The sequence below is a fragment of the Microbacterium sp. RU33B genome, assembly GCF_900155915.1.
Lineage (GTDB): Bacteria > Actinomycetota > Actinomycetes > Actinomycetales > Microbacteriaceae > Microbacterium.
In genome coordinates, this window is record NZ_FTPO01000003.1 from 491,533 (window position 1) to 506,321 (window position 14,789).

General features: G+C 71.5%; 11 protein-coding genes. 7 read left to right on the top strand and 4 right to left on the bottom strand.

All coding sequences use genetic code 11. From position 1 onward, the window contains the following. A complete protein-coding gene (locus tag B0B14_RS15625; protein WP_076683506.1) occupies window positions 1–5,583 on the top strand; it encodes a DUF11 domain-containing protein in 5,583 nt (1,860 codons plus the stop codon). Between the two features lie 195 nt (window positions 5,584–5,778). Here the strand turns inward: B0B14_RS15625 and B0B14_RS15630 are convergent, their stop codons facing one another. Continuing rightward, window positions 5,779–6,984: a homoserine O-acetyltransferase MetX gene (locus B0B14_RS15630; protein ID WP_076683507.1), complete on the bottom strand. Its 1,206-nt coding sequence runs from the start codon at window positions 6,982–6,984 to the stop codon at window positions 5,779–5,781. A gap of 107 nt (window positions 6,985–7,091) precedes the next feature. Here B0B14_RS15630 and B0B14_RS15635 point away from each other — a divergent pair, with 107 nt between their 5' ends. Then, complete coding sequence (locus B0B14_RS15635; protein ID WP_076683508.1) at window positions 7,092–8,036, top strand: hypothetical protein; 945 nt, start codon at window positions 7,092–7,094, stop codon at window positions 8,034–8,036. 78 nt (window positions 8,037–8,114) lie between these two features. Next, window positions 8,115–8,642, top strand: coding sequence for a hypothetical protein (locus B0B14_RS15640; protein ID WP_076683509.1), 528 nt, complete (start codon window positions 8,115–8,117; stop codon window positions 8,640–8,642). Between the two features lie 130 nt (window positions 8,643–8,772). On the opposite strand, the gene B0B14_RS15645 is transcribed toward B0B14_RS15640, so the two are convergent. Continuing rightward, window positions 8,773–10,095, bottom strand: a complete 1,323-nt coding sequence (locus B0B14_RS15645) for a bifunctional o-acetylhomoserine/o-acetylserine sulfhydrylase (protein WP_076683510.1) — start codon at window positions 10,093–10,095, stop codon at window positions 8,773–8,775. 127 nt (window positions 10,096–10,222) lie between these two features. On the opposite strand from B0B14_RS15645, the gene B0B14_RS15650 reads away from it, so the two are divergent. From B0B14_RS15650 to B0B14_RS15665, 4 genes are read left to right on the top strand one after another with little or no spacing between them, the layout of a single operon-like run. Next, entirely contained in the window at window positions 10,223–11,005 is a 783-nt protein-coding gene (locus B0B14_RS15650; protein ID WP_076683511.1) for an SDR family oxidoreductase, read from the top strand. After that, a complete protein-coding gene (locus B0B14_RS15655) occupies window positions 11,002–11,877 on the top strand; it encodes an alanyl-tRNA editing protein (RefSeq protein WP_076683517.1) in 876 nt (291 codons plus the stop codon). The genes B0B14_RS15650 and B0B14_RS15655 overlap by 4 nt, the downstream gene beginning before the upstream one ends. A gap of 21 nt (window positions 11,878–11,898) precedes the next feature. Beyond that, on the top strand, window positions 11,899–12,591 hold the full coding sequence (locus tag B0B14_RS15660) for a uracil-DNA glycosylase (protein WP_076683518.1): 693 nt from the start codon (window positions 11,899–11,901) through the stop codon (window positions 12,589–12,591). 9 nt (window positions 12,592–12,600) lie between these two features. Continuing rightward, the gene (locus B0B14_RS15665; RefSeq protein ID WP_076683519.1) at window positions 12,601–13,224 is read left to right on the top strand and encodes a GNAT family N-acetyltransferase; all 624 of its coding nucleotides are present in this window, start codon (window positions 12,601–12,603) and stop codon (window positions 13,222–13,224) included. A gap of 9 nt (window positions 13,225–13,233) precedes the next feature. Here B0B14_RS15665 and B0B14_RS15670 read toward each other — a convergent pair whose 3' ends face one another. After that, window positions 13,234–13,611 carry a protealysin inhibitor emfourin gene (locus B0B14_RS15670; RefSeq protein WP_083710655.1) on the bottom strand — a complete coding sequence of 126 codons (378 nt, stop codon included), beginning with the start codon at window positions 13,609–13,611 and terminating at the stop codon, window positions 13,234–13,236. Next, a complete protein-coding gene (locus tag B0B14_RS15675) occupies window positions 13,592–14,653 on the bottom strand; it encodes a M4 family metallopeptidase (protein ID WP_076683520.1) in 1,062 nt (353 codons plus the stop codon). The genes B0B14_RS15670 and B0B14_RS15675 overlap by 20 nt, the downstream gene beginning before the upstream one ends. Window positions 14,654–14,789: the final 136 nt, after the last annotated feature.

A 14,789-nucleotide genomic window follows, 5' to 3' on the forward strand; every position in this document is an offset into this window, starting at 1 on the left:
GTGGCGGGATCCGCAGGGACGACGCGCGGGTGGTGGCGGACGGGAATCGTCGGAACACTCCTCGCGGTGCTCTTGGTGGCCATGATGCCGTCGATATCGACCGCCGTGCCCATCGTTCCGTTCGCGCCGCGCTTCTCGGCGGACGACAACGGGACGGTGCTCGTCTTCGGCAACAACCTGCTGTCGTGCCCGGACTCCGAGCCGCGCTGCGCGGCGGCGAGGACGGGCACGACGGCCCTCAACAACAACGCGTTCGCGATGCAGAACCTCGACGCCGACGCCGATCCGTCGACGTTCAACTCGTCGAGCTCGACAGTGGCGGCTCCGCCCGACGGCGAGGTCCTGTGGGCCGGTCTGTACTGGGGTGCGCGCCTCAGCCGAGCACCGGGAGGCGTGGCGGGCGTCGGCGATCGGCGCGAGATGTCGCTGCGCACCCCGGGGTCGCCGACGTACACGCCGATCGCATCGCAGGCGAGCTTCGGTCCGACGGCGGGCGATCAGGCGTACCAGGAGTTCGCCGACGTCACCGCGCTCGTGCGCGCGGCGGGACCCGGCGCCTACTGGGGCGCGAACGTCGTCGCGGGCACGGGGGAGGACCGCTACGCCGGCTGGTCGCTGGTGGTCGTCTACCGCGCCCCGGGGCTCCCGCTGCGCAGCCTCACGGTGTTCGACGGCTTCGCCGATGTCGGGCGCGACGAGCCGCAGGTCGTCTCGCTCTCCGGTTTCCGCACGCCCGTGACCGGACCGGTCGAGACGCAGCTGGGCATCGTCGCGTACGAGGGGGACTTCTCGACATCCGGCGACAACGCCCGACTCAACGGCACGCTCCTGTCGACCACACCTCTGTCGCGGGGCAGCAACTTCTTCAACGGCACGAACGACGACAACGGCGTCAGCGTCTCCGGTCGCACGCCGGCGCACCTGAACATGCTCGGCTACGACGTCAAGAACCTCGCCGCCACCGGCATCCCGAACGGCGCGACCTCCGCCACGATCTCGCTGGAGAGCACGGGCGACCGATACTTCCCCGGCGTCGTGACGACCGCGATCCGCCTCTTCGCGCCCGATTTCACCACCAGTGCCAAGACGGTCGCGAATCTCGCCGGCCGCACGCCGGCGCTCCCGGGGGATCAGCTCGAGTACACGCTCACCTACCCGAACACCGGACAGGATCCCGCGACGGATGCCGTGCTGACCGATGTCCTTCCGGCCGGTACGACGTTCGTCTCGGCGGAGTCCTCCGCGGGCACGTGCACGGCCGCCGGGGAGGTCGTGACGTGCGCGATCGGCACCATCGGGGTGGGCGAGACCTGGCAGGCGCGCGTGCGCGCGGACGTCGGTCCGGATGCCGGCGGCACGACGCTGCGGAACGCCGCGGTGCTGGACTACCGCGCCGCGACCCTCGGCCGCGATCTCACCTACGTCGTCGCGCCCGCTCTGATGCCCGTCGACGCGGTGGCCGACCTCTCGATCGGCAAGACCCTGTCGCCCGACCCCGGGGTGGCCGGCGGACAGGTGACCTCGGTGCTGTCGATCGCGAACGCCGGTCCCAACACCGCCACCGACGTCGTCGTGACCGATCAGCTGCCGCCCGGCGTCGCCTTCGTGTCGGCGACCACGCCGCAAGGCTCGTGCGCAGCGGCCGGATCCGTCGTGACGTGCCGGCTCGGCTCCGTACCGAACGGGTCGACGGTGGATGTCGAGGTCGTGGTGGCCGTTCCCGCGGACTCCACCGCGACGTCGGTCGTGAACGTCGCGTCGGTGTCGTCGACCACGGCCGATCTCGACCCCGGAAACGACGCGGCCGGCGGATCGGTCGTCCTCACGCGCGAGGCGTCGCTCCGCGTGACGAAGACGGCTTCGCCGACGGCGGTCGCTCCGGGGGCGGCGACGACGTTCACCGTCACCGCGACCAACGACGGACCCTCCGACGCGGTCGACGTCGTCCTCACCGACTCGGTGGCCGACCCTGCGCTCGTGCTCACCGGCGCGACGGCGCCCGGTGCGACCTGCACGGTCGGCGGCGCGGCATCCCGCTGCTCGATCCCGCGCCTGGCCGCCGGCGCGTCGCTCGTCATGACCGTCGCCGCGCGCGTCTCTCCCGAGGCGGCTGAGGGGAGGACGCTCGCGAACACCGCCACCGTCGCCTCGAGCACCCCGGACGCGGATGCCTCCGACAACGCCGCCACCGCGACCATCACGACGACGGCGCCGCAGGCCGACCTCGAGACGACGAAGACGAGCAGCGACGCCCGGGCCGGCGGCCAGGTGACGTACTCGATCGTGGTGACCAACCGAGGCCCCTCCCTCGCGACCGCCGTGACCCTCGACGACGCGCTGCCGGCCGGACTGTCGATCTCGGGACTCGTGTCGAGCCGCGGCGAGTGCACGGCAGGGCCCACCATCACGTGCGCGCTCGGCGATCTGCCCGGACCGGACGCCACGGGCAACACGACGAGCGCCACGATCACCGTCGTCGCCGACATCGACCCGTCGGTTCCGCCCGGCGAGCTCGTGAACACCGCAACCGCGGCTTCCGCGACATCCGATCCCGACCCCGCCGACAACGCCGCGACTGCGACCACGAGTGTGACCGCCGTCGCCGACGTGTCCATCACGAAGACCGCGAGCCCGGTGCAGCCGGCGGCCGGCGAGGACGTCACGTTCACCGTGACCGTCGCCAACGCCGGACCCTCGACGGCGCGCGACGTGGTCGTGGCGGATGCGCTCCCGTCCGGGCTGACGCTGCTGGGGGTCGACCCCGGTCCGGGGGTGACGTGCACGGGCGCGCTGACCTGCGCGGTCGACGACCTCGACCCGCAGGAGACGGCCACGTTCGCCGTGCGGATGAACGTGCCGGCCGACTTCGACCTCCAGGCGGGCGCGGTCAACACGGCGGTCGTCTCCAGCAGCACGCCCGACCCCGCGCCGGGCAATGACACGGCCACCGCCACTGTGACGGCCCGCGCGATCTCCGACGTCGCGGTGCTGAAGTGGGACACGACCGATCTCCCGTCGCCTCCGGGCACGCCGCCACGGGTCTTCACGGCGGGAGAGACCGTGGACTACCGCATCGCCGCCCTGAACTTCGGACCGTCGGATGCCTCGTCGGCCCGGGTGGTCGACACGCTTCCGCCCGGTGTGACGTTCGTGTCGTCGGTGCCGGAGTGCGGGTTCTCGCCGCCCAACCAGGTGATCTGCGATCTGCCGACCGTCCCGAACCAGTTCGCGGCGATCTTCCCCGTCCGGGTGCGCATCGATCCGGGGCTGGCGGAAGGCGTGCTGCTCACGAACACCGTCGAGATCACCCTGACCGACCCCGACCGGGTCGATCCCGTGTCGTCCAACAATCTCGCGTCGGTCACCAACGCGGTGACCACCACCGCGAATCTCAACGTCGTCAAGCAGACGTACTCCCTCGACCTGCCGAGCTTCGGCTTCACCGTGCCCTCGTCGGCGCCGGCCGGGACGAACACGGGATACGGCATCGACATCCGCAACACCGGGCCCTCGGTGGCCCGCGACGCCGTCCTGGTCGACTCGTCGACGATGACCGACTTCTACGTCAACCGGATCGTGCTCCTCAGGCCCGGTCTCGACCCGCAGGACATCACCGCGAGCTGCTCGTGGAGCGGCGGCGATCTGCAATGCCGGATCGGCGACGTGCCGGTCTTCGCGGCCGGCGATGCGAGCTGGCGTGTGCAGGTCGACGGAGTGACCCTGTCCGATGCGGCGCCGGGGGAGTACGTCAACACCGCCACGCTGACCTCGCCGACGCCCGATGCCGACCTTTCCGACAACACATCGCAGGCCCCCATCACCGTGACCGATCCGGTCGCCACCCTGACGATCGACAAGTCGGTGCTGGCCGGCGACGACCTCACCGGCGACGGTGCCGCCGACATCGTCCCCGGCACGACGTTCGGCTACGACATCCGCGTCGCGAACGTCGTGGACCTCACTCGCGAGGGGGCCGCGGATGCGCCGGATGTCGTCGTCACCGACACCCTCCCGGCCGGTCTCACCCCGACATCCGCCTCGACAACCCAGGGCGCCTGCACGATCACCCTTCCGAGCACGGTCACGTGCGAGCTCGGCACGGTGAGGGGACCTGGGCGGATCCCCGCGCCCCCCGACGTGCTGATCACGGTGTCGGGAACGGTGTCGCCGACGCTGGCGGGGACGCCGACCGTGACCAACACCGCGACGGTCTCCTCGCCGGTCTCCCAGACCGTCTCCGACGCGGTGACGCAGGACGTCGTCGGCTCCGCGGACCTGTCGATCACCAAGATCGCCGACAGCCCCGAGGTCGCCGCGGGAGGACTCGCGGGCTTCAGCCTCGTCGTCACGAACGCCGGTCCCTCCGATGCGGTGCAGACCGAGGTCGGCGATCTCCTCCCCGCCGAGATCGTGTTCGATGCCGCGGCATCCGATCCCTCGTGCACGCCGATCGACGATCAGGGAGTCACGTACGTGTCGTGCCAGATCGGCACCCTCGCGGCGGGTGAGACGCGCATCGTGCGCGTGTCGGGCCGGGTGCCCGCCGGTCAGGCGCCGGCGGAGGTCGTCAACTTCGCCGCCGTGGCATCGCCGGTGACCGCCGAGCCGACATTCGCCGACAATCAGAGCGAAGTGCCCGTGCGGATCGTGCAGTCCGCCGACCTCGTCGTCACCAAGATCGCCGACACCGCGAGCCAGGCCGTCGGCGAACTCGTGACGTTCACGGCAGCGGTCACCAATGCGGGGCCGTCGGACGCCGTCGACGTCGTACTGAGCGATCCCCTCCCCGCCGGCCTCGAGTTCGTGTCGGTCGTCGGATCCGACGGCTTCGCGTGCGCGTTCGCGGCGGGGACGGTGACCTGCACGACGCCCGCGCTCGCGGCGGGGGCGGCCGTCACCGCGACGATCGTCGCCCGGCTCCCCGTCGGGATCGAGCCCGGTCCGATCGCCAACACCGCGTCCGCATCGTCCGCCACGCCGGATGCCGTCGCCGGCAACGACTCCGCGACGGCCGTCGTCGACGCCTTCATCATCGCGGACGCCGCCATCACGAAGTCGCTCGTGACCTCCGCCCCGGTCGCCGGAGAGCCTCTCGTGTTCGCGTTCGACGTCGTCAACCGCGGACCGCAGTCCGCGCCGCGGATCGTCGTGAGCGACGCGCTGCCCGCCGGCATGACCTACGTCTCGGCCGTCGTGCCCGCGGGCGGGTCGTGCGAGGTGACGGCGCCCGAGGGGATCGATGTGGTGACCTGCGAGATCGGGGCCCTCGACGTCGGCGCCTCCGTGCGGACGCTCATCACCGTCGACACCGACCCCGCTCTGCGCACGGTCGTGAACGGGGCGCTCGTGGGCTCCGCAGCGCTGGACGAGCTCAGCGCCGACAACTACGACGAGATCGCGTTCGCGCTCGCACCGCCGCTCGATCCGCCCGTGGATCCGCCGACCGAGCCGCCGGTCTCGGGCGGGGGCGGCGGTTCTGTGCTGCCGCCGACCGGAGGGTCGCTGCCCGGCGTCGCCCTGCTCCTCGCCCTCGCCCTCACCGCGGCGGGCAGCGCCCTCGTCCTGCGGAGGCGGCGGACCTGACCGGGGCGGGGCCGGAGCCCGGCGGAGACGGACCGGGTGGGAACCTGCGTGGCTGAGCGGTCGAGGATGGAGGAGGACACGCCGGTGCGGGTTCGGAGCGACGGCGTGTCGGCCGAGAACTCCTCCGGTCTTCGACGTGCGTCCGCGCAGACCCGTCCGGGTGGGGGACCGGTCGCAGGCCCCGCGGGGCGGGGGTCAGGCCTCGAGCAGCCGCCGCAGATGCGCGCCGACGGCGTGCGTCTCGATGAGGAATCCGTCGTGCCCGTAGTCGCTGGTCAGCACGACCGCCGCGTCGCCGTCGAGGGTGTTCGGGATGCTCCGGGCGATGCGGTGCTGTCCGTCGATGGGGAACAGGCGGTCGCTGTCGATGCCGAGCACGAGGGCCGTCGCGGTGACCCGCGCGAGGGCGTCTTCGATGCCGCCGCGGTCGCGCCCGACGTCGTGCGAGTTCATCGCATGGACGAGCACGATGTAGCTGTTGGCATCGAACCGCCGTGTGAAGCGGTTGCCGTGGAAGTCGAGGTAGGACTCCACGGCGAACCGGCCGCCGTGCCCGAGCGGGCTGACCCCGGACTGCCATGACCGCTGGAAGCGCTGGTTGAGCTCGGTGGGGGAGCGGTAGTTGAGCAGCGCCATGCGCCGCGCCAGGGCGAGCCCCCGGTGCGGACCGTCGCCGTGGCCGGCGTCGTAGTACTCCCCGCCCTGGAACCGCGGGTCGATCTCGATGGCCTCGAGCTGCACCGAGTTGAGCGCGATCTGGTCCGCGGTGTTGGCCGGGGGAGCCGACAGGATGCCGACGCGCGCGACGCGCTCCGGCATCCCGATCGCCCACTCCAGCGCGTGCATGCCGCCCATCGAGCCGCCGATCACGCCGGCCCATACGTCGATGCCGAGCGCGTCGGCGAGGCGCACCTGGGCGGCGACCTGGTCGCGGATGGTGAGGTAGGGGAACCGCGCGGCCCATTCGTAGCCGTCGGGGGCGATGCTCGCAGGGCCCGTCGAGCCCTGGCATCCGCCCAGCATGTTCGGGGCGACGACGAACCAGCGATCGGTGTCGATCGGGGCGCCCGGGCCGACGATGTCGTCCCACCAGCCGGCGGTCGGATGCCCCGGGCCGGCCGCGCCGCGCACATGGCTGTCACCGGTGAGGGCGTGCAGCACCAGCACGGCGTTGTCGCGCGCCTCGTTGAGCTCGCCCCACGTCTCGTAGCCGATGCGGTACGCGGGAAGGTCGCGCCCGCCCTCGGTGCGGAACGAGCCGAAGCTCGCGAACCGGCGCTCTCCGACGGGATCGCCGTCGCGCCAGGCGCCGGTCGCGGGCGGGCGACCGAGGAGCAGGCGCGCGTCGGCCTCCGTCACCGGTGCCGAGGGCACGGTGTCTTCGGAGGTCTGCCAGTCCATGCCGGGTCCCTTTCGCGGCGGAGTTCCAGGCTATGCGCTCGGTGCCCCGCCTCCTCGGACTGTTACGGCTCGGGACGGATGTCGGTGTCCGGTCGTATCCTCGGCGCATGAGCGCCGTCATCGACTACCTGCTGCAGGGCGATCCCGCGATCCGCTGGCAGGTGCTGCGCGACCTGACGGATGCGTCGCCGTCCGAGATCGCCGCCGAGCGCGCGCGCGTCGCGACGGAGGGCTGGGGCGCGCGGATGCTGTCGCTCCAGGCCGACGACGGCCGCTGGGACGGCGGCACCTACCGGCCCGGATGGGCGGACGAGGGGCGGCCGTTCTTCGACGCCTGGACCGCGACGCACTTCTCGCTGCAGGCGCTGTGGGAGTACGGCCTCGATCCCGCATCGCCGGAGGCCCGGCGGGCCGTGGCGCTCGTGCGCGACAACGTGCGCTGGGACTACAACGGCGCCCCCTACTTCGACGGCGAGGTCGAGCCCTGCATCAACGGGATCGCGCTCGGGATCGGGGCCTACTTCGGTCAGGACGTCGCCGGCATCGCCGAGACGATCGTGGGCCAGCCGATGGCCGACGGCGGCTGGAACTGCTGGGCCGAGGAAGGGTCGACGCGGGGATCCTTCCACTCCACGATCTGCGTCATCGAGGGCCTCCGTGAGTGGGAGGCGGCGACCGGCGGCACGGAGGCGTCGAGGGCTGCGCGGATCGCCGGGGAGGACTATCTCCTCGCCCGAGGGCTCTACCGCCGCGCCTCGACCGGGGAGGTCGCCGACCCCCGCATGACGATGCTGTCGTTCCCCGTCCGGTGGTTCCACGACGTCCTGCGCGGGCTGGACTACTTCCGCGCGGCCGACCGGCGCGACCCGCGTCTCTCCGATGCGATCGCGCTGCTGCGGGGCAAGGCCGACGCGAACGGCATGTTCCCCTACGAGAACTGTCACGAGGGTCCGCGCCTCTTCGCCCACGAGCAGGAGGGCGAGGGTTTCCCGAGCCGGTGGGTCACTCTGCGCGCGCTCCGCGTCCTGAGGTGGTGGGAGGCCGCGGCCTGAGGATCGTCCCGCTCGCCCCTCGACCCGCGGGTCGGCGCACCGAGGTATCAGCGACGCGGCATCCGTCCTCTTGCCGGCATGTCCCTCGTCGCCGAGCGTGTGCCCGCCGCCGCCCACGCGGCCCGTCGGCCCGCCCACCGCGCGCTGCGCGCGCTCTGGTTCTGGATCAAGCGCTACCTGCCGCCCGAGCTCGCGGGCACCGCCACGATGCTCGTCGCCGGCGTCGCGGTCGCGGCAGCTGCAGCGCCCGCCATCGTGATCGGACTCGTCGGGACGGCGGCCGAGAATATCGGCTTCTACAGCGTCGCGGCGATCACCGTGTGGCGCGAGCAGCGTGTCAACTTCCCGGACGACGGGATGCTCCGTCGCGCCCGGCGTGTGGCGGTCCTCCTCGTGCTCGAGTTCGGTCCTGCCGAGCTTCTCGATACGTTCCTCGTGCGCCCGGTCGCCCTGACGCTGGCCGTGCACCTTCTGCCCGACATCGCGCTCGGGCTGATCGTGGGCAAGCTCGCGGCCGACGTCGTGTTCTACGTGCTCGCCGCCACGGCGTTCCGCGTCACGGAGAAGACCGGGGTCCGCGGAGAAGCGCCGGCGACGCAGGTGTGACACGGCGGATGCCCCGGACCGTACGGTCCGGGGCATCCGCCCGTCGACAAGCTCAGGCGCCGTCGACAAGCTCAGGGGCCGTCGACAGGCTCAAGAGCCGTCGACCAGCTCGAGTGCCGGTGGAGTCGGCTCAGGCGCGAGCAGCCTCCGACACGCGGCGAGCCGCGGCGAGAGCCTGGTCGAGGTCGGCCTTCAGGTCGTCGATGTTCTCGAGACCGAGCGACAGGCGCACCAGACCCGGCGTCACACCGCTCGTGAGCTGCTGCTCGGGCGTGAGCTGCGAGTGCGTCGTCGAGGCGGGGTGGATGACGAGCGAGCGCACGTCGCCGATGTTGGCCAGGTGGCTGAACAGCGACAGCGAGTTGACGAACTCGCGGCCCGCCTCCACGCCGCCCTTGAGCTCGAACGACAGCACGGCGCCGACGCCCTTGGGCGCATAGTTGTTCGCCGCGGCGTACCAGGGCGAGGTGGGGAGGCCAGAGTAGTTGACCGTGGCGACGTCGGGGTGGTTCTCGAGCCACTCCGCGATCTCCTGGGCGTTCTGCACGTGGCGCTCGATGCGCAGCGAGAGCGTCTCGATGCCCTGCAGCAGGAGCCACGCGCTGATGGGCGCGATCGCCGAGCCGAGGTCGCGCAGCAGCTGCACGCGCGCCTTGATGATGTACGCGAGGCCATCGCCGACCGCCGTCGTGTACGACGCGCCGTGGTACGACGGGTCGGGCTCGGTCAGACCGGGGAACTTCTCGACGTTCTTGGACCACTCGAACGAGCCGCCGTCGACGATGATCCCGCCGATGGTCGTGCCGTGACCGCCGAGGAACTTCGTCGCCGAGTGGATGACGATGTCGGCGCCGAACTCGAACGGCCGGATGAGGTAGGGCGTCGCGATCGTGTTGTCGACGATGAGCGGCACGCCGGACTCGTGGGCGACATCGGCGACCGTGCGGATGTCGAGCACGTTGATCTTCGGGTTTCCGATCGTCTCGGCGAAGAACAGCTTCGTGTTCGGACGGACGGCGCGACGCCACTCCTCGGGGTCGTCCTGGTTCTCGACGAACGTGGTCTCGATGCCGAGCTTGGCGAGCGTGTACTTGAAGAGATTGTACGTACCGCCGTAGATCGAGCTCGACGACACGATGTGGTCGCCGGCCTGGGCGATGTTGAGCACCGCGAACGTCTCGGCCGCCTGACCGCTCGAGACCAGGAGGGCGCCCGTGCCGCCCTCGAGCGCGGCGACGCGCTGCTCGACGACGTCCTGCGTGGGATTCTGGATGCGCGTGTAGATGTTGCCGAACTCCGCGAGCGCGAAGAGGTTGGCCGCGTGGTCGGCGCTGTCGAAGACGTACGACGTCGTCTGGTAGATCGGGGTGGCGCGGGCCTTGGTGACCGGATCGGGCTGGGCGCCCGAGTGGATCTGCTTGGTCTCGAAGCGCCAGTTCTCGGCTGCGGACATGATGGGCTCCTGCGGGTCTGAGGCGGGCACGCGACGGGTGTTACGGCCTCCCCCGAGAGTAGGGAGCGGCCGCCGGAACGACAACGCCGGGGAAATATGACGTAACCGCTGCGGGTAGCGTGGTCGCATGACGAGACGTGCGGTCGTGACGGGAGCGAGTTCGGGGATCGGCGCAGCAGTGGCCAGAGCGCTGCGTGCGAGCGGGTGGGATGTGGTCGCCGTCGCGCGGCGCGCAGATCGCCTCGCAGAGCTGGAGAGCGAGGTCGGGGTCGTCGCGTACGCGGCCGATCTGACCGACGCCGCCGATGTGTCGGCGCTCGCGGCATGGCTCGAGGAGTCGGGCCCCGTTCACGCCCTCGTGCAGGTCGCGGGCGGTGCGCGCGGCACGGACCGGGTCGAAGACGGCGTGGCCGCGGACTGGCAGTGGATGTTCGAGGTGAACGTCCTCGCCACGCAGCGTCTCGTCGCCGCGGTGCTGCCTCTGCTTCGACGCACGGCCGTCGACGACGGCTACGTGAGCACGGTGTTCGTGACCTCGACCGCGGCGCAGACGGCATATCCCGGCGGCGCGGGGTACAACGCCGCCAAGGCGGGGGAGTCGATGATCGCCCACGCCCTGCGCCTCGAGCTCAACGGCGAGCCGATCCGCGTCATCGAGGTCGCACCGGGCATGGTCTTCACCGAGGAGTTCACGCTCAACCGTCTCGGCGGCGACACCGTGGGCGCCGAGAAGGTCTACGAGGGCGTGCAGGATCCGCTGACGGCAGCGGATGTCGCGGACGTCGTGGCCTATGCGCTCAACGCACCCGGTCACGTGAACCTCGACCTCATCACGATGCGCCCCGTCGCGCAGTCCGCCCAGCACCTGCTGGCCCGCGGTCCGCTGCGTCCGCGCGGGGGCACGGAGTGACGGCGCTGCCCGCGACGCTGGTCGACTACCCGGCCGGGGCAACCGCGTCCACGGGGGTGGTCGTCCACGTCGAACCTCTGCCGGACGGTCGCTCCGCCGTCGTGCTCGATCGCACGGCCTTCCACCCGGTCGACACCGCGTGGCCCGACCAGCCCGCCGATCGCGGCACTCTGCGCGTCGCCGACGCCGCGCCGGCGGAGATCGTCGAGGCCGTCGTCGGCGCGACGCAGGGCGGAGAGCTGCTGCTCGGCCGTGCGGTGCCGGTGCGCACGGGAACGGAGGGCTGGACCTTCGTCGTCGCGCACGTCGTCGAGGCCGACGGGATCTCCGTCGGCGACGAGGTCGACATCGACGTGGACGCCGACCATCGCGCGGCGCTGTCGCGCGGACACACGGCGTGCCATCTGGCGTCGCTCGCGCTCGATGCCGCCCTCGCGTCCGCGTGGCGCAAGGAGGCGCCGACGGATGCGCTCGGCGCCCCCGCCTTCGACGCCCTGGCGATCCAGGAGTCGCGGATCCTCAGCGACGGCTCGCACGACCTCTACCGCATCGGGAAGTCGCTGCGCCGCAAGGGCTTCGACCCCGCGGCGCTCGACGACCCCGCGGCGCTCGCGGCCGCCGTCGACGAGCGTCTCGCCGCGTGGATCGCGGCCGGCTCCGACATCCGGATCGAACGCGACGGCGAAGCCCTGGCCGATCGTCGCACGTGGGTGTGCACGCTGCCGGAGGGTGAGGTGCGCATCCCGTGCGGCGGTACGCATGCGACGTCGCTGGCCGAACTCGGCGCCGTGACGACCGCGTTCGCCGTCACCGCGGTCGACGGCGGGATCGAACTCGTCATGACCACGACGGCGCATCCGACCGACGCCTGATCCCGGAAGGACCCGCATTCCATGGCCAAGACGCTGCCGGAGCTCGCCGACGCCGGGCTGATGGATGCCGGCTGGGCGGACGCGCTCGCGCCCGTCGCGCCCGACATCGCCGCGATCGGCGAGCGCCTGCGCGGCGAGGTCGCGGCAGGCCGGCCCTATCTCCCCGCCGGTGACCGCGTGCTCCGCGCCTTCCAGCGTCCCCTCGCCGACGTGCGGGTGCTGATCGTCGGGCAGGATCCGTATCCGACTCCGGGGCATCCGATCGGGTTGTCGTTCGCCGTCGAGCGCGACGTGCGTCCGCTCCCGCGCAGCCTCGCGAACATCTACCAGGAGCTCGAGGACGACCTCGGCATCGCGCGCGCGCCGCACGGAGATCTCTCGGCGTGGAGCGATCAGGGGGTCATGCTGCTCAACCGGGTGCTCACGGTCGCCCCCGGCGCCGCGGCCTCGCACCGGGGATGGGGATGGGAGAAGGTCACCGAGCACGCGATCCGCACCCTCGCCGCCCGCGATGCGCCGCTCGTCGCGATCCTGTGGGGGCGGGATGCCGCGAACCTCCGCCCGCTTCTGGGTGCGACGCCGATCATCGAGTCGCCGCATCCCTCGCCGCTGTCGGCCCACCGCGGCTTCTTCGGCTCGAAGCCGTTCTCGAAGACGAACGCTCTGCTGGCCCAGCAGGGAGCGACGAGCATCGACTGGACCATCCCCGCGTAGGCTGTCGGCATGCTGGAGGAGGAATACGACAAGAGCAGACGCGTGCTCCCTCGGCATCTGCGCGCCCGGACCGAGGTCGAGCGCCCGTTCTCGTACGAGATCCGACCCGTTCAGCCGCGCGACCTTCCCGACATCCGCGAGATCTACAACTACTACGTCACCAACTCCGTCGTCACGTTCGACGAGAAGAAGTGGACGCTGGCGCAGTGGCGCGAGAAGGCCGACTACCTCGCGCGCCTGAAGATGCCGTTCCTCGTGGCCGAGTCGCCATCGGGCCAGATCCTCGGGTACGCCCTCGTGCAGCCCCTCTCGACGAAGTCCGCGTACCGCTTCTCGGTGGAGAACTCGATCTATCTGGGTCACGCGGCCGCGGGGAAGGGTCTCGGACGCGCGCTGCTGGAGGCCTTGCTCACCGCGAGCGAAGAAGCGGGCATCCGCGAGATGGTCGCCGTGATCAGCGACAAGGGCGCCGAGGCATCCGTCGCCCTGCACGAGAAGCTCGGCTTCGTCGAGGTCGGGCGGATGGGACGCGTCGGCTTCAAGTTCGGGCGCTGGCTCGGCACGATCTACCTGCAGAAGAGCCTCAAGCCCGTCAAGAAGCGCGGACTGTTCGCTCGCAAGAACGCGGAGTGAGGATGCCGGCTAGCGGCCGGCGCGCTCGCGCGGCGTTCCCCCGAACGACCGCACTTCTTCCACCAGCTGGCGCCACGGGCCCTCGAGCTCGTCGTCGGACAGGGACGCCTGTCGCGCCGGCTCGTCGGCGCACCGGGCGCTGATCCGCCACTGGAACCGGTCGGCTCCGCGCGGTGGCCCCGCGGAGTCGGATGCCTCCCACGGGCACTCGTCGATCAGGTGCATCCACCGCGGAGCATCCGTGGGCTGAGGCTCGGCGGTCCACTCGCGCTTGAGCCCGGCGATGCCGCCGGAGCGCACGACGTGCACGACGATGATGACGTCGGCGGGCGGCGCGGCGCCCGCGGTGTCGTGCCGATCGGCGGGGTCAGGCTCGCTCGTTCGCATCTTCGATCACGCCGACGCCGACCCAGGCGGCTCGGACGGCGGCGGATTCCTCCGAGTCCTCACCGTACTCGCCTGCGGCGGCCTCCAGTGTGGCCTGTGCGAACTCGTCGAACGTCGCACGGGTCGACAGGGTCCCTGCCGTCAGCGTGCGGTACCAGATGAGCCCCGCACGCTCCCACGCACGGCCGCCGAGTGCGGTGGCGGCGAGGTAGAACGCATGGTTCGGGATGCCGGAGTTGATGTGCACGCCGCCGTTGTCGTCGTCGGTCTCGACGTAGTCGCGCATGTGCGCCGGCTGCGGGTCGGTGCCGAGGACGTCGTCGTCGTACGCCGTGCCGGGGGCTGCGAGCGAGCGCAGCGCCGAGCCCTGCACGGCATCCGTGAAGATCTCGGCCCCCACGAGCCATGTGGCCTCGTCTGCCGTCTGCCGCAGGTGGTGCTGCTCGGCGAGGACGCCGAACACGTCGGAGAGCGACTCGTTGAGGGCTCCGGACTGCCCCTCGTAGACGAGGCCACCCGACTGCTCGGTCACGCCGTGCGCGAGCTCATGGGCGATGACGGTGAGCGAATTCGTGAAGCCTGTGAACACTTCGCCGTCGCCGTCGCCGAACACCATGCGCTCGCCGTTCCAGAACGCGTTGTCGTAGTCGCGGCCGTAGTGGACCGTCGCGAGCAGGGGAGCGTTGGCCGCGTCGATGCCCGCCCGGCCGTAGGCATCCGCGAAGAAGTCGAACGTCGCGCCCAGACCGTCGAAGGCCTCGTCGACCGATTCGTCTCCCGTGGCGGGATCGTCTTCGCCGCGCACGCGCACACCGGGCAGCACCTCTCGGTTCCTCGCGTCGGAGATCACCCGGTCGGGCGCAGGAGACGTCTCGGCGACCAGGCTTCCGCCTTCGTCGATCGACAGCACGAGGTTCTGCCGGATCGGCCGGTATTCGCGCGGAGCGGCGAGAGTCGCCCGGGCAGCGCTCGCCGCCTGCGGGAACTCGGCGTCGGCGGCGGCGATCCGGACGAGGAGGTACGGCGGCACGATCGAGGTCATGCTCCGAGGCTAACGCCGGGGGGAGACATCCCGCCGGGGAACGACATCCGGCTTCTCACAACGCCGGAGATCCGCGCTCGTGCGCAGGGGCTGCCGCGATTCGGACCGGCGAAGCCCAGATCTCCGACGTCGTGGA